Origin of the sequence: Halomicrococcus pelagicus, from assembly GCF_051917725.1 — an archaeon.
Taxonomy (GTDB): domain Archaea; phylum Halobacteriota; class Halobacteria; order Halobacteriales; family Haladaptataceae; genus Halomicrococcus.
In genome coordinates this window covers 651,023-670,052 of the sequence record NZ_JBQBLX010000002.1, presented here as the reverse complement: position 1 = coordinate 670,052, position 19,030 = coordinate 651,023, and the positions used below count along the sequence as shown (strand labels likewise).

18 protein-coding genes are annotated in these 19,030 nt (G+C 67.8%); 10 read left to right on the top strand and 8 right to left on the bottom strand.

Annotation, left to right across the window (positions count from 1 at the left end; all coding sequences use genetic code 11):
- The first annotated feature begins 86 nt into the window (after nt 1–86).
- From ACTF4R_RS08255 to ACTF4R_RS08230, 6 genes are all read left to right on the top strand, one after another.
- Nucleotides 87–1,391, top strand: a complete 1,305-nt coding sequence (locus ACTF4R_RS08255) for a c-type cytochrome (protein ID WP_440007357.1) — start codon at nt 87–89, stop codon at nt 1,389–1,391.
- Nucleotides 1,392–1,428: 37 nt separating this feature from the next.
- A complete protein-coding gene (locus ACTF4R_RS08250) occupies nt 1,429–2,112 on the top strand; it encodes a cytochrome c biogenesis CcdA family protein (protein ID WP_440007356.1) in 684 nt (227 codons plus the stop codon).
- 112 nt (nt 2,113–2,224) lie between these two features.
- Complete coding sequence (locus ACTF4R_RS08245) at nt 2,225–2,896, top strand: cytochrome c biogenesis protein (protein WP_440007355.1); 672 nt, start codon at nt 2,225–2,227, stop codon at nt 2,894–2,896.
- A gap of 2 nt (nt 2,897–2,898) precedes the next feature.
- Nucleotides 2,899–3,018, top strand: a complete 120-nt coding sequence (locus ACTF4R_RS08240; RefSeq protein ID WP_433627055.1) for a CcmD family protein — start codon at nt 2,899–2,901, stop codon at nt 3,016–3,018.
- Between the two features lie 301 nt (nt 3,019–3,319).
- A complete protein-coding gene (locus tag ACTF4R_RS08235; protein WP_440007354.1) occupies nt 3,320–4,309 on the top strand; it encodes a formyltransferase family protein in 990 nt (329 codons plus the stop codon).
- An 89-nt stretch (nt 4,310–4,398) separates the two neighbouring features.
- Nucleotides 4,399–5,730, top strand: a complete 1,332-nt coding sequence (locus ACTF4R_RS08230) for a PQQ-dependent sugar dehydrogenase (protein WP_440007353.1) — start codon at nt 4,399–4,401, stop codon at nt 5,728–5,730.
- 52 nt (nt 5,731–5,782) lie between these two features.
- Here ACTF4R_RS08230 and ACTF4R_RS08225 read toward each other — a convergent pair whose 3' ends face one another.
- The 3 genes from ACTF4R_RS08225 to ACTF4R_RS08215 form a co-directional block, all read right to left on the bottom strand.
- Nucleotides 5,783–6,769: a TackOD1 domain-containing metal-binding protein gene (locus ACTF4R_RS08225; RefSeq protein ID WP_440007352.1), complete on the bottom strand. Its 987-nt coding sequence runs from the start codon at nt 6,767–6,769 to the stop codon at nt 5,783–5,785.
- 106 nt (nt 6,770–6,875) lie between these two features.
- Complete coding sequence (locus ACTF4R_RS08220; protein ID WP_440007351.1) at nt 6,876–7,535, bottom strand: DUF4352 domain-containing protein; 660 nt, start codon at nt 7,533–7,535, stop codon at nt 6,876–6,878.
- Nucleotides 7,536–7,656: 121 nt separating this feature from the next.
- Entirely contained in the window at nt 7,657–8,820 is a 1,164-nt protein-coding gene (locus tag ACTF4R_RS08215) for a PKD domain-containing protein (protein ID WP_440007350.1), read from the bottom strand.
- Between the two features lie 509 nt (nt 8,821–9,329).
- Between ACTF4R_RS08215 and ACTF4R_RS08210 the strand changes: the two genes are divergently transcribed.
- Nucleotides 9,330–10,199 (top strand): hypothetical protein, encoded by an 870-nt coding sequence (locus ACTF4R_RS08210; protein ID WP_440007349.1) that lies wholly within the window; start codon nt 9,330–9,332, stop codon nt 10,197–10,199.
- Here the strand turns inward: ACTF4R_RS08210 and ACTF4R_RS08205 are convergent, their stop codons facing one another.
- Nucleotides 10,200–10,709: an SHOCT domain-containing protein gene (locus ACTF4R_RS08205; RefSeq protein WP_440007348.1), complete on the bottom strand. Its 510-nt coding sequence runs from the start codon at nt 10,707–10,709 to the stop codon at nt 10,200–10,202. It abuts the gene before it with no gap.
- A 176-nt stretch (nt 10,710–10,885) separates the two neighbouring features.
- Nucleotides 10,886–12,508 (bottom strand): bifunctional phosphoribosylaminoimidazolecarboxamide formyltransferase/IMP cyclohydrolase, encoded by a 1,623-nt coding sequence (gene purH / locus ACTF4R_RS08200; protein WP_440007347.1) that lies wholly within the window; start codon nt 12,506–12,508, stop codon nt 10,886–10,888.
- 216 nt (nt 12,509–12,724) lie between these two features.
- Between purH and ACTF4R_RS08195 the strand changes: the two genes are divergently transcribed.
- Both ACTF4R_RS08195 and ACTF4R_RS08190 read left to right on the top strand, forming a co-directional pair.
- Nucleotides 12,725–13,438 (top strand): diphthine--ammonia ligase, encoded by a 714-nt coding sequence (locus ACTF4R_RS08195; protein WP_440007346.1) that lies wholly within the window; start codon nt 12,725–12,727, stop codon nt 13,436–13,438.
- Nucleotides 13,439–13,573: 135 nt separating this feature from the next.
- Nucleotides 13,574–14,176, top strand: coding sequence for a hypothetical protein (locus ACTF4R_RS08190; protein WP_440007345.1), 603 nt, complete (start codon nt 13,574–13,576; stop codon nt 14,174–14,176).
- Here ACTF4R_RS08190 and ACTF4R_RS08185 read toward each other — a convergent pair.
- Nucleotides 14,160–15,128, bottom strand: a complete 969-nt coding sequence (locus ACTF4R_RS08185) for a nucleotidyltransferase family protein (protein ID WP_440007344.1) — start codon at nt 15,126–15,128, stop codon at nt 14,160–14,162. The genes ACTF4R_RS08190 and ACTF4R_RS08185 overlap by 17 nt on opposite strands.
- A gap of 426 nt (nt 15,129–15,554) precedes the next feature.
- On the opposite strand from ACTF4R_RS08185, the gene ACTF4R_RS08180 reads away from it, so the two are divergent.
- Nucleotides 15,555–17,141, top strand: a complete 1,587-nt coding sequence (locus tag ACTF4R_RS08180) for a COG1361 S-layer family protein (protein WP_440007343.1) — start codon at nt 15,555–15,557, stop codon at nt 17,139–17,141.
- On the opposite strand, the gene ACTF4R_RS08175 is transcribed toward ACTF4R_RS08180, so the two are convergent.
- Both ACTF4R_RS08175 and ACTF4R_RS08170 read right to left on the bottom strand, forming a co-directional pair.
- Entirely contained in the window at nt 17,142–17,954 is an 813-nt protein-coding gene (locus tag ACTF4R_RS08175; protein ID WP_440007342.1) for an ABC transporter permease, read from the bottom strand.
- Nucleotides 17,938–18,915 carry an ABC transporter ATP-binding protein gene (locus tag ACTF4R_RS08170; protein WP_440007341.1) on the bottom strand — a complete coding sequence of 326 codons (978 nt, stop codon included), beginning with the start codon at nt 18,913–18,915 and terminating at the stop codon, nt 17,938–17,940. Before ACTF4R_RS08170 ends, ACTF4R_RS08175 begins: the two co-directional genes overlap by 17 nt.
- Between the last annotated feature and the right edge of the window lie 115 nt (nt 18,916–19,030).

Here is a 19,030-nt window from a genome sequence, read left to right as displayed (position 1 = left end):
AACACAATACTGTACATGGCCACGGAAGTGACACGAGAGGGTCGTTCGGGCAAGCGACTGTCGTCGCATCGTCGGTGGGATACCCCATGAGACGGAAAGCGACGGCTGCGCTGGCGCTCGTCTTCGTACTCGCCGGCTGTGCCGCTCCGCTCATGTATCCGGCGGACGACAGCCAGCAGGGCGAACTCAAACTGCCCGGCGACTGGTCGGGCTACGAGTGGATAGACGAGAACCTGCGCGAGGGCAAGTCGGCGGACGACCTCCGATACAAGAACGAGACGGCTGGGGACGACGCTGCGTTCGTTCCCAAGAAGATGAACAACTCGACGCTCCCGGAGAACGAAAACCGGCGCGAACTCATCAAGTACGGGCAAACGCTGTTCGCGAACACCTCCGGCGAGATACCGAACATGACCGGATCGAGCAGGATGTCCTGTGCGCACTGCCACGGCGGCGGTTCGGCGCCGACCACGCAGGGAATGGTCGGCCAGGACATCGACATGATTCCCCTCGTCGGGACCGCCGCCGGATATCCCGAGTGGACGGGCCGGACGAGCCGGATGCGCGACACGCGCCAGCGCATCCAGGGCTGCTTCCTCCGGAGCATGAACACAGAGCCGGAGAACATCCCCGAGTACGACAGCCGCGAAATCCAGGCGATGGAGTCGTACCTCGTCTGGCTGGCGAAGGGAACGCCGATGCAGAAGGTCCCCTACTGGCGGCACATCCGCAAGCCCGAGGGTGACGAGCAGGTGCCCGTGCCCAACATCAACCCCGTGCGCGGCGCGGAGCTCTACCTCGAGAACTGCGCGTCCTGCCACGGAAAGGACGGGCAGGGCAAGAAGGGACAGTACCCGCCGCTGTGGGGTCCCGAATCGTACAACGACGGTGCCGGTATGGGCCGGGTGTACACGTCCGCCGGCTTCATCCGCGAGGCGATGCCGTACGGGTCGCCGCACCAGCTGACCAACTGGCGGGACGTCCAGGACATCGCCGGGTACGTCAACGCGCACAAGCGGCCACACCTCGACCGCCAGAACAAGGACTGGTCGAAGGACGGACCGCCGGACGAGGCGGTCTACTACGACCGGGTTCAGGAGCGGTTCGGCTACGACATCAACCCGATGTCGAAGAAGCTCATCGCGGCCGGACTGCCGATCGGCACCCAGCCGATCAGCAAGAGCGACATCCCCGACAACGTCGACCGCTACGACGACCCGATGCGGAACGTGTCGGTGAACACCGACCTCCCGACGAACAGGTCGGACTACCATCCGTACGAGAACTCGGGGAACGCGACGAACGGAACCGCCAACGATACGCAGAGTGACGTCGACGCCGCGTTCGTGCGCGACGAGCCTGCGTGGACGCGTTCCGACCGGGCGTCGTAACGCGAACCGCGAACCCTGCTTTCGCCGAGAGTAGACGATGGCTGGCACACCGAGTACGGTCGCAGTGTTCGTCGCGGGAGTGCTGACTATCCTGACGCCCTGCTGTCTGCCGATGATTCCGCCGATGCTCGCCGGGAGCGTCGGCCACCGGCTGCGACCCGCCGCCATCGTCCTCGGGAGCATCAGTTCGTTCACCGCGCTCGGGGTCGCGACTGGCGTCGTCGGCGGACTCACGCCCGCGACGCTCCGCGGTCCGCTGATGGTGCTGCTGATCGCCTTCGGGGCGGTCATGGCCGACGACGACATCCACGCGGTGTACTCGAAGTACGCGTCGAGGGTCGCGGGCAAGGCGTCCGAAGCGACCACCGTCGTCGACGAGGACGACCACCCCATCGCCAGTGCGTTCCTGCTCGGACTGCTCCTGGGCGTCGTCTGGCTTCCCTGCGTCGGTCCGATACTCGGGGCCGTGCTGGCGTACGTCGGGACGACCGGGAGCGTCGCCCGGAGCGCGTCGCTGCTTTTCGTCTACGGACTGGGGTTCTCGCTCCCCCTGCTCGGGGTCGCCTACGGGAGCAAGCGCGGCGGGCGGGCGTTCGTCGACGCCGCAACGCGGAACCGGCGACCCGAACTGCTCCGGAAGGTGGCCGGTTACGCGCTCGTCGCGACCGGCGTGGCGTTGCTCTTCGAACTCGACAAGGCGGCGATGTCGTTGCTCGTCTGACCGCCGTGAACGGAAGAGATTAGGAGCCCCAGTCCAATCACTTGCACAGATTAGGGATATGCGTACAATATCATCCGGGCTGGGAGGTCTCGTCCGAATTCTCCATCGAGTCATGTGGAGCGGCGTCGTCCGGTGGGGAACGCTCGTCGCCGGCATCGCTTCCATCGTGCTCGTCTTCGGGTACGCCTCCAGCACGATGTACGGCATCGAACACGGTGCGAACCGCATCGCCTACTGGCACATCTCGCTCGCCTGGATGGCCGCGGTCGCGCTCGGCACGACGTTCCTCGGGAGCGTCCTCTTCCTCCGGTACGACGGGCGGTTCTGGAACCGGCTCGCTCACAGCTCCGGCGAGATAGGGTTCCTGTTCGCCACGCTGACGCTCGTCACCGGCAGCATCTGGGGGAAGGTCATCTGGAACTCGTGGTGGGAGTGGAGCGACGTTCGACTCGTCACCTTCCTCGTCGTATGGCTCGTCTACGCGGGGTATCTCGTCGTCTACTCCTCGACGGAGAACAGCAGCGACGAGAAGTACGCCGCCGTCTACGGCGTCCTCGGGTTCGTCACCGTTCCCATCTCGTACACCGCGACGCGGCTGTGGACGCCGACGTTCCACGAGACGACGCTCGGAAACGAGGGCGTGAGCGCGAACATCGACCCGCTGACGCTCGTCGTCACCATCGTCGCGGTGACGCTCCTGTACGCCTCCCTGATGGGCGTCCGTATCAAGCTACACGAGATAGAGGACAAAGTACTTCGGGCGAAGCCCCATAACCGGAGATGAGCATGGAACCGCTACTCGTCGCCGGCTACGGCATCGTCTTTCTCGCGATATTCGGCTACGTCGTCCGGCTACAGCGCCGACTCACCTCGCTCGAAGACCAGCTACACGACCTCCAGCAGTAATCGAACGCCTGCCCGCAGTTCCAGACGTGACCGGCGGACGCCGGTCGACGCCGGCGCACGTCGACCGGAACTCGTTCGGGGAGACGTAACGGCAGTCAGCCGGTGGGAAAGTGACGGTTCGCAGGCGCAACTGGACGTTTCGAAGGCGATTCCTCGTTCTGCCTCGATGCTTTCGGCGAGGCCGAAGCGACGGAGCAGTACGGAAGACTTACATCCGGCACAGTTTCGGGAAAACTCCGTCCCGGCGACCGCAGGCCGCGTATAACAAAACGGAACGTCCCGAAACGAGCGTGGTGAAACCATGTGCCCGGCGACAGACGTCCCTTCGAGCGAACCGTCGAACCCGAAGTCGGACGCGACGGGGACGAGCCCCGACGGTCAGGACCGTCGGTCATCGGAGGCGGAGTTGCTCCGGGTCGGGATACTCCTTCCCGGCGAGACGGTACCAGCCTGGATGAAGCGAGCCATCGAGCGGATGGTCGCGGAGGCGGACGTCGAGGTCGCGTACCTCGTCGTCAACGACGCCGCAGGTCCCGACGACCTGAGCGACCTCCTCGCACGGTCGCTCTCGGACGAGTTCCGCGAGTATCTCTCGTGCGGACTCGACAGGCTTCGCTCGTACCCGCTCTGGTCGCTGACGGGGGTCGTCCGGCAGTTCGGGCCCGTCCCGGAGTACCGGAAACCGAAGCGGATAGAGACCATCGACGGTCTCTCGGACGCCGACCGCATCCGATGCAGGCCGATTCCGGCGAACGGGTTCGGTAACCGCCTTCCGGACGACGTCGCCGAGACGGTCGGGACGAACACGGACGTCGTCGTTCGGTTCGGGTTCGGCGTGCTGAAGGGGGAGTTTCTGGAGATGCCGACCCACGGCGTGTTGAGCTTCCACCGGGGGGACCTCGAATCCTACCGCGGCCAGCCAGGCGGCCTCTGGGAGTTTCTCCACGATGAGCCGACGGCCGGAGTCACCCTCCAGCGAATCGGTGAGACGCTCGACGCCGGCGAAGTCGTCGTCGAGACCGCGGTCGACATCTCCGACGCACACACCTGGCGCGAGGTCGAGCGCCGCCAGATAGCCGCGTGCCAGGAGATGCTCGCGGACGGCATCGTGTCGCTTCGGGACCCGGGGCACGACCCGACGACGCCGGACTCGCTCGGTCCCCTGTACACGATACCGACCGGACCCGACGTCCTCCGCTACGTGGGTAAGACCGCCGTCGGGAGGCTCCGCACCCTGTACGCGCTGGACGACGTCCGGGGGAACCCGCAGTCCGAGCAGCATCCGGGGTGACGCGAGGGGGACGCGAGAGGGACGCGACGACGGCGCGTCCCCCTCGGACGGCCCAGTCCCCTTTTGTCCGTGGCACACTATGACAGGCTATGAAGCGGCGACGTCTCCTCCAGACCGTAGTCGCCGGGACCGCGACGGGGTTGGCCGGCTGTAGCCAGTCGACCACGCCCGCCGACCAGACGACGAACGCCACCGGAACGGAGTCGACAGTGACCGGAACGGGGTCGACGGCGGCCAGCGGAGGCCTGCCGGACGAGGTCGGCCTCGAGACGCTCGCCAGCGGCCTCGGAGCGCCCACCGACGTCGCGTTCGCGCCCGAGGCCGACCGGCGCTACGTCGCCGAACAGAACGGTCGACTGTCCGTCCACGGGTCGGACGGCCTCCGCGACGCGCCGTTCCTCGACCTGCGCGACGCCGTCGAGGTCGGCAGCGAGAAGGGACTGCTGGGCGTCGCGCTCCACCCCGACTTCGCCGAGAACCGCCGACTGTTCGTCCGGTACAGCGCGCCGCGACGGCAGGGAACCCCGTCGAGCTACAGCCACACGTTCGTCCTGGCGGAGTTCGAGGCGACCGCCGACGGACGGCGGGTCAGGCGCGACTCCGAGCGGACCGTCCTGGAGATACCCGAACCGCAGGCCAACCACAACGCGGGGTCCGTCCTGTTCGGCCCGGACGGCTACCTCTACGTCGGCGTCGGCGACGGCGGCGCCGGCGGGGACCAGGGCGCGGGCCACGTCCAGGACTGGTACGACGCCGTCGACGGGGGGAACGGCCAGGACGTGACCGAGAACCTCCTCGGAAGCGTCCTCCGCATCGACGTGGATAGCCGGGACGGCGACGAGCCGTACGGCATCCCGGACGACAACCCGCTCGTCGGCGGACCCGGCCGCGACGAACAGTACGCGTGGGGGTTGCGCAACCCCTGGCGGATGTCGTTCGACGGCACGGACTTCTTCGTCGCCGACGTCGGCCAGCGCCGATACGAGGAGGTGAACCTCGTCGAGAAGGGCGGCAACTACGGCTGGAACGTCCGCGAGGGCGCGCACTGTTACCAGGCGGAGAACTGCCCCGACGCGACGCCGAAGAGCGTTCGCGGCGGCGAGCCGCTGGTCGACCCCGTCGTCGAGTACGCCCACTCCGGCGACCCCGGCGGCGTGTCGGTCATCGGCGGCCACGTCTACCGCGGGTCGGCGCTCCCCGGACTGCGCGGAACGTACGTCTTCGGTGACCTGCGGGCCAGGGGACGACTGTTCGTCGCGACGCGTTCCGAGAACCGTCCGTGGCCGATCCGAGTCGTCGAGGTGGCCGGCGACGGCCTCGAACGCATCCTCTCGTTCGGCCGCGACGACGCCGGAGAGCTGTACGTCCTCGGGACCGCCGGCGGTGACGGGAGACTCCACCGGATCGTCCCCGCCGGGTGACGTGCCGCCTGCGTTCGCCCGCGCTCGTCGCGGACGGTCGTGCGATCGGGAGCTACCGCCGCTGTGGTCGCAGGATGCCGGCGATGCGGCCGACGAACGAGTCAGTCGCGCCGGCCTCGTCGGTGACCTGGAACTCCCGCTGGAGCCTGCCGTCCGACAGGCTCAGGACGGTCAACTCCTCGTCGGCGAGTAGCGTCCCGACGTCGTCGCCGACTATCTCGCCGGACGTGGTGACCAGCGTCGCCCGCGCGTCGAGGGCCGCCGCGGTCTCGCGGAGTTGCCTGACGTCGGCTTCCGTCGGCCGCTCGTGGACGCCGGCGACGACCCGGTCGTCGAGCAGTTCGTCTTTCGCGTAGACGTGGACGGGAACGTCCTCGCCCGCCCCGTCCGTCACCGTCGCGTCTATCTCCGTGTCGAGCGAGCGCTCCTCGAATATCTCGGCGACGCGCTGGCGCGCCGTCTGCTGTTCGTCGACCCAGCGAGCGCCACGTTCGCTGAGGTAGTACTGGTACAGCACCTGTTCGATGGTCTCTCGGGGCGGGAACGCGTGTCGACACTCCCGGCACCGAAGCCGGTGTTCCGGCATCTCGAACACCGTGGCGCAGTTCTCACAGACGTTGGCCGGGCCCGTTTCGAGGTCCTCCAGCGACTCCAGACTGGCGTCGCAGTTCGGACAGGCGACGGCGTTCCCGTCCGCGAACTGCTCGCGGACGCCCTCGAAGCCACACGTGGTGTGGCGGTACTTCTCGGTCTGTATCGTGTGGGGAGACTCGCAGGACGGACAGACGGTCGTGTACCGCATCCCCTCCGTCTCACACTGGGGGCAGACGTACACTTTCTCCTGGAAATCGCTTACGAGAAGGTCGTGGTCCGCGAGTTCCTCCAGCACCTCGATGACCGGCCCGTCGCTACGGTCGAGTCGTCGCTGTGCGTCCGGGTAGACGACGGTTCCCGTCTCCTCGTCTATCGTCGGTCGAAGTTCCTCGAGCGAGTCCTCCGAGAGGGCAGTAAGTAGTCGTAGCTTGCCCGGTGAAACCATAGTGTATCCTCTCTGGTGCCACCTATTTAACAATCGTCCAAATTGAAACCGTTATTATCTAAACGTACAACAATTTATGGAGGGGTAGGTCGAAGGGAGTCTAGGGTTACTCCATCGACCAGCGGACGACGCGTCGCTCGCCCGACGCCGAGTACGTCAGTTCGACGCTCACGCCGAGCGACGAGGCGGCCTCTTCCGGCACCTCGAACGCGACCGTCTGCTTGGCACTCGCGCCCGCCTCGACCGACGAGGAGCGGTACTGCTTCCACGCCGACCGGGACGAGGAGACGAGTTCGTAACTGCCGTCAGAGGTCTGGACGGAAGACATCGCATCGTCCGGCAGGCTTTGGGCCGACTGCCCGGAGTTCTTGGTGGTGAACTGCACGACCAGGAACTTGTTGCCGTCGGACGACGTCTGTTTCTCCCCGCCCTGCTGGTACGAGTCGGTGACCTGTGCGTCCGTGACGGCCGTCCGAAGGCCGTTCTGCAGGTCGACGTACTGCTTGTACGAGACGCTCTGGACGCTCGTCGTCGTCGACGTCGTTTCGGTGGTCGTCTCCGACTGCTCCGTTCCGGTCGTCGTTTCCGCGTCCGTCGTCGTTTCCGTCTCCGTCGTGCCACTGGCCGACGTCGTCGCGTTCGTCGCCGTCGTCTCGGTCCCCGACGTTTCGGTCGTCGTCGTCGTGGAGTCCGATTCGTTGGAGCAGCCGGCGAGAAGCGTCCCCGCTCCGACCGCGGTCCCGGCGATGAACTTGCGTCGTTTCATGGCGTACCAAGGGAGTTCGACCCCGCCCATTTTTTAGTTACGGCCACTTTCAATCCATTTAGGTTCAAGATTGACATATTATTTCTGTAATCGTTGGAATGTTTGACGTCCATTGGCGAGGTTACGTGATGGTGACGGTGACCTCGGCGGTGTCCGTCGCGCCGTCCGCGTCTTCCACTTCGAGCGTCACCGTGAACTCCCCGCACGCCGACGGGGTGAACGTCGTCTTCCGTCCGGTCCGTCCGAACACCCCGTCGCCGGTGAGGTCCCACCGATAGTTCGCGATGTCGCCGTCCGGGTCCTCGGAGGCGGACGCGTCGAAGGTTATCGTCGTGTCGCCGTCGATAGGTTCGTCGCCGACCTCGCTCGGCGTCGTCCGGATGCGAGCGACGGGCGATTCGTTCGGTTCTTCCTTGCCGTCGTCGCCATCGTTTCCGTCCTGGCCGCCATCGTCACCGTTTCCGTCGTCGCCACCGCCACCGTCGTCGCCACCGCCGGTCGACGTGAACAGTTCGTCCTCGACGAGCTGGCGGGTGAGTTGCTGGTGCCACTCGATCCGCTGGCTTTCCGCGGTGTCGAGGGACGTGACCTCCGTGAGATACGCCGTCGCGTTCGCGTCCCGCGCCGCTTTGTGGACGAGCAGGCTAGAGGGTTCCGAACCGGGCGAACCGAACGGTGCGACGGAGAACTCGTACTGGTCGCGCGAGACGTGGTTCTCGTTCAAGTACTTGGCCGCTGCCGGCGCTTCCTTCTCCGCTTCGTCGTCCCACGAGCGGAAGATGACCTGTCCGACGCCGCCGATCATGTCGCCGTCCCAGATGCCGATCGACGAGTGGAGGTCGAGGACGACGTCCGGCTGGTACTCCTCGACGACGCCCCAGATGGCCCGTGCGAGCTCGGTTTGGGGCTCCGAACCGACCGGGAACTGTCGGTTCAGGTCGTACCCGTCGTCCGTACTTCGCTGGTCCGCCTCGACCGCGGCGGCGTTCGCTCGGGGAATCGTCACCAGCGTTCCCCGCTGGATGTCCCAGCGAGCTACCTTCTCTGCGGCGAGATAGCCGGCCTGTTCGTTGCCGTGCATCCCGCCAACGACGAACACTGTCGGGCCGGATTCGGCGGCGGACGTCACGCGTACCGTCGTCTCGCGGTCGGTCCCGCTCAGGAGGGTGAAGGAGTTGCGGGTCAGGTCAGCGCTGTCGTCGTCGGCGCTCGTCGCCGCCGTGCCGAGTCCGAGAAGCCCAGCGCCGCCAACTGTCGTCAGGAACGTACGTCGTGTGGCAGTCATGGTTCGCAGGCGCATGGTCAGAGCCACCACGTATTTCTTTTTGGATTTTGCTCGAAAATAGATGGTAGAAAAACAAGAATTTAAAACTAAATCGCCAGTATACTTTCAAAGTGTGTACCTGATGCCGTTGTTTTCATTTTCCTGTAATGGGCAACGGTAGAGCGAGCGCGCCGTCGGGGGTGACGACGCGTACAGTCGAACGGACAGCGCCGTCTGCCGGAGCGCCTGTTCGGCCGTCCGCGCCGTGCCTCCCTACCGTCGACCCGGTGGCCGGACGAACTCGTCTCCCCGTGGGGGTCGCCGACATCGCAGGAGTGCCGGCAGTCGACTCGGGTGCGGACTCGAAACGGAACCGCCGGACGTTACAGGGAAAGTTCGCCGCCTCGCGGAACCATCCCCGAGCCGACAGCGGCGAGACGCTTCGAGCCGTCGCCGTCGAACTCCAGGTGAGTCAAACGACCGTTTCATCTTACTGAAAACATTTACCAGCCCAGACCGCACCGTCGTCCATGCACCGTCGCACGCTGCTCACCGCCCTCGCCGCGGGGTCGTTCTCGCTGGCCGGTTGTCTCGCCGCCTCCCCCGGGACCACCCGACCCGACGACTCGACGACCACCACCTCGACGACCGCAGGGTCGACGACCGACGTGGTCACCGAACGGCCGCCGCCCCAGTCGCTGGGCGAGTCGTTCGAGACCCACGACGGCCGGTCGGTCACGGTCCACGACGCGTGGGTCCAGCGGTCGGTCGTCCGGGTGGGGACGCACACCGACGTCGCCGTGATTCCCGACCGACAGTTCGTCGTCGCGGACGTGTCGGTCGTCCGGGAGTCCGAAACCACCGACGGCAGCCGCTCGCGTCGGCTGGACCGTCAGTTCCAGGTGTCGCTCGACGGGACCGACTATCCCCGCGACGAACACGTCCGCTGGGTGGCCGACCGCGACCGCGACCCGGCCGGGTACCTGCTCGGGTTCCCGGTGCCGGTCGAACAGTTCGAGCACGTCGCAGTCGCCTGGCAGGACGGCGACGCTCCTCGGCTCAGCTGGCCGCTCGACGCCGACGTCCGCGAACGGATAGCCCGCGCACCCGCCTTCGAGGTCCGGGGGTTCGAGGTGCCGGACGCCGTGGAGCGCGAGGAGGCGTTCGAGGCGACGCTGACGGTCGCGAACGTCGGCGACCGGGACGGCGACTTCCTCGCCGAACTCGGCTCGACCGACATCTCCGACACGCCGGAACTGTCGGTCGAGGTGCCGGCGGGCGAGACCGTCACGCACCGCGAGCGCGTCGACCCCCACGTACTCGAGGGCTCGTCGGAGCTGACGCTGGTGCTCGACTGGGGGAGCGACCGGCAGGAGCGCACCGTCGCCGTCGAGAACTGACTACAGTTCGAACTCCCGGTCGCTTCGCTCGCGCCGCACCCGGTCGGCGTCGACCGACTCGTCGTCCATGAGCTCCTGCAGCCGGCGCTCGTACTCCAGTTCGCCGATGTCGCCCTCGACGTACCGCTGCTTGAGGTCGTCGATGCGGTCCTCCGTCGTCGGCGCGACGCGGTCGGAGAGACCGACGGACCGCGCCTTCGGAGACGCGCGCTCGACCGTCTCCGCGAGCCGCGCCAGCCGGTCGTTCCGCGGGAGCGACGCTCGCCGAACCGCCGTCACCGCCAGCGCGACGGCCAGCACGCCCGCGACCATGGCGTCGAGCAGCCCCGCGACGATGTACGGTGCGGCCGCGTCGAGCAGGACGAACAACAGCGGCGCGCCGCCGGCGGAATCGCCCAGTGCCGACAGTGCCGCGAGCAGACCGAACGCAGCGATGCCGACCAGCAGGACGACCGAGAGCACCAGTCCAGCGACTAACGCCTTGACTTTGGTGTCGCCGAGTAGTCCCATCACCGGACGTTGGGCGGGCGTCAACTTGAATCTCCGCTCCGCTGGACGACCGGACGGGCGCGTCCGGGAGTCGTCGGGTCGCTACGCTCGTCTTTCGATCCCGTCGGCGCTCAGTCGTGCCGGAGACGCCGGAAGACGAACCGCGTCTTCCGAGCTTCCGGCAGTTCCTCCTATCGTCAGTCGTGCCTGAAGCACCGACTACCCGTGAACACCATCGCTATGTCGTGCTCGTCGGCGGCGTCGATGACGTCCTCGTCGTTGACCGAACCGCCGGGCTGGACGACGGCCTCGATGCCGGCCTCGGCGGCGGCCTCGATGGCGTCCGGGAACGGGAAGAAGGCGTCGCTGGCCATCACCGCGCCGTCGGCGTCCTTGCCCTCGGCGTCGCGCTCGGCCTTCGTCTTCGCTATCTCGACGGCGTCCACGCGGCTGACCTGGCCCGCGCCGACGCCCACCGTCTCCGTGCCGTCGGCGAACAGGATGGCGTTCGACTTGACGTGTTTGATGGTCTGCCAGGCGAACAGCAGGGATTCGTACTGGTCGTCGGTCGGCGTCCGGTCGGTGACGACTTCGAGGTCCTCGCGGGTCGGCGCTTGCCGGTCGCGCTCCTGGACGAGGCGACCGCCGACGAGGTCCTTCTCCGTGGTCCGCTCCGTCACCTCGCCGAGGTCGCCCTCCGTGTGGAGGTCGAGGACGCGGAGGTTGTCCTTCTCGAAGAGGGCGTCGAGCGCGTCGTCGGTGTAGCCCGGCGCGACGACGACCTCCTTGAACGAGTCGGCGACCTGCTCGGCGGTGGCCGCGTCGCACTCCCGGTTGAGGGCGACGATGCCGCCGAACGCGCTCTTCGAGTCGGTCGCGAGCGCGCGGTCGTAGGCGTCGGCCAGCGAGTCGGCCGTGGCGCAGCCGGCGGGGTTCGTGTGCTTGATGACCGCGGCGGCCGGGCGGTCGAACTCCTTGACGAGATTCAGCGCGGCGTCGGCGTCGTTGTAGTTGTTGTACCCCATCCCCTTCGCGCCCTCGTTCAACTGGTCGGCGCGGACGACGCTCGCCTCCTCGCAGGTCGCGTCGGCGTACAGCGCGGCGTCCTGGTGGGGGTTCTCGCCGTACCGCAGGTCGGCCGCGCGGTCGGCCGTCTCGACCCGGCGCTCCGGGAACGGTCCGCCCTCGTCGCCCTCGACGCGGACCGCGCTCGCGTCGTCCGCGACGTCGACGCGGCCCTCCGCGAACCACTTCACCGCGCGCGGGTAGGCCCTGAACTCGCCCTCGTGGAGCACGCGCTCTTTCAACGAGTCGCGGTCGTCCCCCTCGTACACCGGAACCGGTTCCTGGGTGACGACGGGGCCGCTGTCGACCTTCTCGGGGTCGACCTCGCCCGACTCGTCGGTGGCGTCCGTGACGACGTGGACGGTGCAACCGGTCACGTCCACGCCCGCGTCGAGCGCGTCGCCCCAGGCGTCCGTTCCCGGGAACGACGGGAGCAGGGAGGGGTGGACGTTCAGCGTCGTCGGCACCGCGTCGAGGAACTCGTCCGTCAGGATGCGCATGTACCCGTCGAGACAGACGAGGTCGAACTCGTGGGCGTCGAGCGCGTCGAGCACCCGGCGCTCGTGCTCGCGGCGCGCGTCGTCGCCGAGTTCGACGACCTCGGTCGGAACGCCGCGCTCCTCGGCTTTCTCCAAGACCGGCGCGTCCGGGTCGGTGGTCAGCACGACCGCGAGTTCCGCCCCGCCCGGCGCGAGGTCGTCGAGGTGGAGGAGGTTTCGACCACGGTTCCCGGCCATGCCAGCGATTCGTGTCATAGTCGAACCGGCGCGCGCCGGACCAAAAGACGTTGTGGTTGGCCGCCAGCTCATATCCACGAACGTGCACATAAACGAATCGTATGTCCCGTTTCGTCGCTCGAGGTATCCACGTCCGTGCCGTTTCAGGGTCAGCGCGGGACGCACGCCGGGCGGTCGAGCGGGTCGACGTCGAAAATCCGTCGCACCTTTACCCGCGACGGCCTACTCCCGGGTATGACCGACGAATCGGCCGGGTGGGTCAGCCTCTTCTCGGGCGGCAAGGACTCCTCGTGGGCGCTGTACCGCGCGCTCGAATCGGGACTCCCCGTCGAGCGCCTGCTCACCGTCCACCCCGAGGGCGACTCCTACATGTACCACGTGCCGGCGACCGACCTGGCCGCGCTCGCGGCCGAGAGCGTCGGCGTCCCGCTCGTCGAGGTCGAACCGGACGACTTCGCGGCCGGCGACGCGGACGACGCCGGCGCGCAGGGCGACCGGGAACTCGCGGTCCTCGAAGACGCGCTGACCGACCTCGGTTTCGACGTGACCGGCGTCACCGCCGGCGCGGTCGAGAGCGAGTTCCAGACCAGCCGCATCGAGGCGATGTGCGAGCGCCTCGACGCCGACCTGTTCGCCCCCCTCTGGCGGGAGGACCCCGGCGAACTCGCCCGCGCCATGCTCGACGCCGGCTTCGAGATACGAATCATCGCCGTGGCCGCCTACGGCCTCGACGAGTCGTGGCTCGGCCGCACCCTCGACGCCGACGCGCTCGCCGACCTCGAAGCGCTCAACGACGAGTACGGCGTCCACGTTCTCGGCGAGGGCGGCGAGTTCGAGACGCTAGTGACGGACGGCCCGCACATGGACCGACCCATCGAACTGGAGTACGAGACCGAGTGGGACGGCACTCGCGGAACCGTCCGGGTCGAGGACGCCTGGCTCGGGTAGGTCCCCGGGACGCCAGCGTCGGTACCGCGAGCGAACGAAACGGCGCGGTGGCGACAGCGGTTGGACGCCGCCACCCGAACGGCCGGCGTCGCCCGCCACAATCTTTCTCCCCGTACCGCCCTTTCGAACGAATCCATGGATATCGGAGAGCACCTCCGGGCGGACGACCGTCTGGAGCCGGTGTCCCGGACCGAGGTGATGCAGTACTGGCTGGCGAACGAGGTCGAGGGCGAGTCGGACGCGCCCGACCCCGACGACCTGCCGACGGAACCCGGTCTCCGCGAGGAACTCGTCGACCGCAAACCCATCGCCGCCCGCGTGTTCGGGGCCGAGGAGGCGGAGTGGTATCTGACCGAGCTGTCGGTGGACGAACTGCGCGACCTGCGGGTCGTCGTCGGACCCGAGAGCGAGGGCTGGCGAGCGCTCGCCGACGACGGGCGGATAGGGACCGTGGCGAAGCGCATCCTCGAGGCCGACGACGCGACCGAGTTCGACGCGAAAGCCGAGGAGGACTTCGAGGAGGTCGCGTCGCTGGCCGACGACATCGAGGCGTCGGGGACGAACGGCCGCCTCGTCGTGGTGGAGGAGGGCGACGACCCCGCCTACGTCGCCGACGGCAACCACCGCGCCGTCGCGCAGGTCCTGTCGCTGCTGCGCGACGACGCGAAGAACGGCGAGACGGACGAAAAGCGGGAGGTTTACTTCGGCGTCAGACCGGGAACTACTGCCCGTTCGTAATCTGGGTGTGTGCGCCGATGAGCGCACCCGAGAGGTCCATGTTCTCGATGTGGGTCTTCTCGTCGATGATCGAGTTGCGAACCTCGCAGTCCCGGATGGTCGCCCCGGGGAAGATGACGGCGTTGTTGACGTTGGCGTTCAGCAGTTCCGCGTCGTCCATGACGTGGACGTTCTCGCCGACCGTGGCGTTGTCCAGGGTCGCGCTGTCGGCGACGTGGGACTCGCCGTCGAGGTACCACGCGACCGCGTCGAGATAGCTCTCGGGCGTCCCGATGTCGAACCACGCTTCCTCGAACGTGTAGGCGTACACCGGTTTGCGGGACTGGAGCCACTGGACGAACCAGCCGGGTTCGTCGGGGTTGTTCCCCCCGGAGAGATACTCCTCCAGCATGGGGAGCGTGTCCTGGGTGAAGGCGTAGCAGGCGATAGACACCAGCGTGGAGTTGGGGTCGTCGGGCTTCTCCTGGAAGTCGACGACCTGCTCGCCGTCGAGTTCGACGAGCCCGTAGGATTTGGCGAGCTCGCGGCTCCCCACGTCGTAGGCGGCGAGGCCGGACGCCCCGTTGCGCTCGAAGAAGTCGATGAAGTCGCCGACGTCGAAGCTGATGAGGTTGTCGCCGGCGATGACGACGAGGTCGTCGTCGACGTTCTCCCGGTCGACGAGCTGGGCGAGTGCGCCGACGACGCCGAACTTCTCGTCCTCCTCGGACGTGTCCTCGATGGACAGCGTCGGCTTCTCGAACGGACTGTCCGCGAGGTGCCGCTCGAAATCCTCGGCAAATCGTTCGTTGGTGCTGACGAACACTTCGTCGACGCGTTCGTCTTCCTCGAGGTCGGCGAAGATTCGGTCTATAACCGTGGTCTCGCCGATGGGGAGGAACATCTTTGGCCGATTCTTCGTGATCGGCCACAGTCGCGTCGCGTATCCGCCTGCGAGGACGACGGCTTTCATGACCGGAGGGTGAACCCCCGGCGATAAGTTCTTTTTCATCCTCGGACCGCAGTAGGATAGTGAGGGCCTGATATGTCACTTTTCGTCGTTTTGGGTCGGTGAGGCGAGGGGGTTCGACCCACCCCCGGACGCCGCCGGAAGGTCGCGAACGGTCGGGCGCGTCGAGAGCGCTCGTCCTACTCGTGGCGGCGTCCCCGCGTCGACCGACGCGGTCGCGGCCGGTGAACGGACAGAAGCCAGACCTATAGGCGCCGTCGTCGTGTAGGACGAACTGGAGGTACAGATGTCACCTTTCCAGTCGGGAGCGCGGCTCCCGGCACGCGACGCGGTCGCATCGTGCGGTGGGGGACGGGCGACGAACCGGGCACGTTCGCGGGCGGCGACCGCCGCGAGCGCGTGCGACGGTGACCGGGACGGTTCCGAGGGATGACCGGCCGCCGCGTCGCGGTACTGCTCGCGCTCGCGCTCGTGTCGCCCGGCATGGCGGCCCTCGCAACGGCCCCCGGCCCGCACGCGGCCGCCGCCCAGGGGACGACGACCGAATCGGCCGGGCAGACCGCCGCGCAACCCGATGTCCAGTTCCGGCTGGTTTCGACCGCCTCGAACGTGCCCGTCGACGGGTCCGGCAACCTCTCGCTGACGTTCGTCAACGCCGGCGACGCCGTCACCGACGCCAGCGTCTTCGTCGCGTCGCCCAACGACAGCGTCCGGTTCGGCCCCGCCCGGAACGCCACCCGCCTCGTCGGTCCCTGGGGGAGTGGCGAGCGACGGACGGTGAAGTTCCGTCTCGTCGCCGAGGAGTTCGCCGAGACGCGGAGCTACCCGTTCCGTGCCGTCGTCGCCTACACCGCGGCGAACGGCTCCCGGGTGCGGACGAGGCCGTTCACGTTCGGAGTCCGGCCGTCGGAGCGTATCCTGCTCGACCGCTTCGAGGTCACCGCCATCTCCTCGACCGTTCAGGCGGGCGAGACGGGAACTATCTCCGTCACCGTCGAGAACACGGGCGCCGACGTTGACGACGCCGTCGTCACCCTGCAGTCGCGGAGCAGCAGCATCCGATTCGGGCGGCGGCGAAACGCTACCCGGTTCGTCGGGGAGTGGCCGTCGAACGAGGACGTGACGTTCGAGTTCGAGGCGACGGCGAGCAACGACACCGTCGTCGCGAGCTACCCGTTCAACATCGACGTCTCCTACAGCGAGGACGGGACACGCAACCGGACGCGACTCGAAACGTTCGGGGTGATTCCGGACCCGGAGCAGTCGTTCGCGCTCGGGAACGTGACCAGCACGCTCAGGGTCGACGACGAGGGACGAGTGACCGGCACGGTCTTCAACGCCGGGCCCGGTCCGGCGCGCGAGGCCGTCCTGGTCCTCCGGGCGCGGACGGCCAGCGTCCGTCCCGAGGAGACGAGATATCCGCTCGGGACGATTCCCGCCGGCGAGCGACGGTCGTTCCGGTTCGACGCGGACGTGAGCAACGCCACGAGCGCGGGGCCGCGCGAGTTCGCGTTCCGAGTGGTCTACCGCGACGAGGAGGGCCGGCGGACGGCGAGCGACCCCCTCCTGGCGACGGTCCGCGTCGGGGGGGAGCGCGAACCGTTCGTCGTCGAACCGGTCGCGTCGTCGTTCACCGTCGACGAGAGCGGGACGCTGCGCGTCGAAATCACCAACGACGCCGGCCGACGGCTGTCGAACGTGACGGCGCGACTCCAGGTCGCCGAACCGCTGACCAGCGACGACCCGAGCGCGTACGTCGGCGCGCTCTCGCCCGGCGAGTCGAGGGGTGTCGCGTTCGAACTGACCGTCGAGGAGGAGGCCATCCCGGGGCGACAGCCGGCGACCGTGGTGCTCACCTACGAGACGCCGGACGGCGAGCGCCGCGTCGCCGGACCCTACCAGGTCGCCGTGCGAGTGAAACGGGAGCAGGGACCGGGGTTCCCGGTCGTCGCGACGGTGGCCGTCGTCGCCGCGTTGTTCGCGGGCGCAGGCTGGTGGTGGTGGCGCGGGCGGTAGTCAGACGTCCGTGCGCTCGAACAGTTCCGCGCTGGCGACCAGCAGGAGGACGGTGCCGGCGACGAGCACGGCGAGATCGCTCCACGCCACCTCCCCCTCCGTCAGTATCGCGCCGACGTCGTAGTAGCGGGTGAAGGCGACGTCGCCGACCCACTCGTAGTCGGTGTCGAAGGTGAGCGAGTCGACGAGGTACATCCCGAACACGCTCCCGATGGCGGCCGTCTGCGCTCGTCGCGCCGAGTCGAAGACGACCGACGCGACCATCCCGACGGACGCGCAGGCGAGGAGGTAGCCCATGGAGTAGGCGTGGAGTGCGAACAGGTCCACCGGGTCGATGTACTCGCCGATGTAGTCGACGCCGACGTAGACGGCGACGTAGCTGAACACGTTGACGGCGACCATGCTCGGGACGAGCGCAAAGAACTTCCCGACGACGAGTCGCGACCGACTGACGGGGTGGGCCAGCACCAGTTCGAGGGTCCCGTTCTCCACCTCGCTCGCGACGCTCGACGCCGCGGCGTACGCGTAGTAGACGCCGAGCACGAGCAGCCACGTCAGCTGGTAGAACTGCGAGGCCATGTAGCCGTCGATGGTGGTGATGGTCGTGACGTTCCCGACGAAGGCCCGCCGTGTCTCCTCGGGCAGGCTCTCGATGTAGGCGTCCAGGTCGATGCCGGCGCTCTCTATCGAGGGGAACAGGGCGACGTAGAGCGCGATGAGCAGGACCAGCGCGCCCGTCAGGACGAGCGTCCCCCGGACGCGCTTGCCGACCTCGAACCGCGTTATCTCGAACACGTCACCACTCCCGGCCACCCTCCGGAGCGGCCTCCTCGCGGGGACGCGCGGTCGGTTCGGTCTCGCGGTCCACGTCCTCGTCGTAGAACTCGATGAAGACGTCCTCCAGCGACGTCTCCCGGATCACCACGTCCTCGATAGTGTACCGGTCCATGACGTCCACCAGCCCGTCGAAGTCGTGGCCGGTCACGACCAGCCGGTAGTAGCCGTCCTCGTCTCGACTGGCGCTCGCCACGCCCGCGAAGCGGAGGTCGTCGGGGGCCGGCGACTCGACCAAGTCGAGGCGGACGACCTTCCCGCTCTTCTCGAGCAGGGCGTCTATCTGCTCCAGCGCGACGAGCCGACCGTCGCGGATGATACACACCCTGTCGCAGAGCTTGCGCACCTCGCTCAGGATGTGAGTCGAGAAGAAGACGGTGACGCCCCGCCGCCGCTCCGCTTCGAGGAACTCGTAGACGGCGTTCTGCGCCAGCGGGTCCAGCCCGGCGGTCGGTTCGTCCATCACGACGAGGTCGGGGTCGTGCATGAACGCCTGGACCAGCGCGAGCTTCTGCTTGTTCCCCCGCGAGTACGCCTTCACCTTCCGGTCGCGGGGGATGGGGAACCGCTCAAGCAGTTCCTCGCGGCGCTCGTCGCCCGAGAGCGACCCGAAGTAGTCGAGCAGTCGCTCGCCGGTCGTATCTCCGTAGAAGCCGGCGTCGCCGGGAACGTACCCGACGTTCTGCCGCGCCGCCATGGCGGCGTCGCGGTCGGTCACGTCGCTCCCGAGTATCTTCGCCGTCCCGCGCGTCGGTTTCAGCAGTCCGAGCAGCGCCCGGATGGCCGTCGACTTGCCCGCGCCGTTCGGCCCGAGGAAGCCGAATATCTCCCCCGTCTCGACCGCGAACGTCAGGTCCTCGACCCCCCGGACGTCGCCGTAGTACTTCGTCAGGTCCTCGACGGCGATGGCGTTCTCGACGGTCGTCGAATCCGTCGTCACACGGGGACGGAGACGCCGGGAACGAACTTAACCGTTCCCCGGCGTCGCGTCCGACCCGGGGCCGTCGGCGGGGTCGCCCGAACGAGGCGACGGCGTCGACGCCGGAACGTCCCAC

Excerpts from the sequence above, each read along its gene's own strand:
- ACTF4R_RS08185 (WP_440007344.1), bottom strand. The coding sequence starts at position 15,128 with ATGAAAGCCGTCGTCCTCGCAGGCGGATACGCGACGCGACTGTGGCCG.
- ACTF4R_RS08245 (WP_440007355.1), top strand. The coding sequence starts at position 2,225 with ATGTGGAGCGGCGTCGTCCGGTGGGGAACGCTCGTCGCCGGCATCGCT.
- purH (WP_440007347.1), bottom strand. The coding sequence starts at position 12,508 with ATGACACGAATCGCTGGCATGGCCGGGAACCGTGGTCGAAACCTCCTC.
- ACTF4R_RS08195 (WP_440007346.1), top strand. The coding sequence starts at position 12,725 with ATGACCGACGAATCGGCCGGGTGGGTCAGCCTCTTCTCGGGCGGCAAG.
- ACTF4R_RS08205 (WP_440007348.1), bottom strand. The coding sequence starts at position 10,709 with ATGGGACTACTCGGCGACACCAAAGTCAAGGCGTTAGTCGCTGGACTG.
- ACTF4R_RS08230 (WP_440007353.1), top strand. The coding sequence starts at position 4,399 with ATGAAGCGGCGACGTCTCCTCCAGACCGTAGTCGCCGGGACCGCGACG.
- ACTF4R_RS08240 (WP_433627055.1), top strand. The coding sequence starts at position 2,899 with ATGGAACCGCTACTCGTCGCCGGCTACGGCATCGTCTTTCTCGCGATA.
- ACTF4R_RS08225 (WP_440007352.1), bottom strand. The coding sequence starts at position 6,769 with ATGGTTTCACCGGGCAAGCTACGACTACTTACTGCCCTCTCGGAGGAC.
- ACTF4R_RS08215 (WP_440007350.1), bottom strand. The coding sequence starts at position 8,820 with ATGACTGCCACACGACGTACGTTCCTGACGACAGTTGGCGGCGCTGGG.
- ACTF4R_RS08210 (WP_440007349.1), top strand. The coding sequence starts at position 9,330 with ATGCACCGTCGCACGCTGCTCACCGCCCTCGCCGCGGGGTCGTTCTCG.
- ACTF4R_RS08220 (WP_440007351.1), bottom strand. The coding sequence starts at position 7,535 with ATGAAACGACGCAAGTTCATCGCCGGGACCGCGGTCGGAGCGGGGACG.
- ACTF4R_RS08190 (WP_440007345.1), top strand. The coding sequence starts at position 13,574 with ATGGATATCGGAGAGCACCTCCGGGCGGACGACCGTCTGGAGCCGGTG.
- ACTF4R_RS08235 (WP_440007354.1), top strand. The coding sequence starts at position 3,320 with ATGTGCCCGGCGACAGACGTCCCTTCGAGCGAACCGTCGAACCCGAAG.
- ACTF4R_RS08250 (WP_440007356.1), top strand. The coding sequence starts at position 1,429 with ATGGCTGGCACACCGAGTACGGTCGCAGTGTTCGTCGCGGGAGTGCTG.
- ACTF4R_RS08180 (WP_440007343.1), top strand. The coding sequence starts at position 15,555 with ATGACCGGCCGCCGCGTCGCGGTACTGCTCGCGCTCGCGCTCGTGTCG.
- ACTF4R_RS08255 (WP_440007357.1), top strand. The coding sequence starts at position 87 with ATGAGACGGAAAGCGACGGCTGCGCTGGCGCTCGTCTTCGTACTCGCC.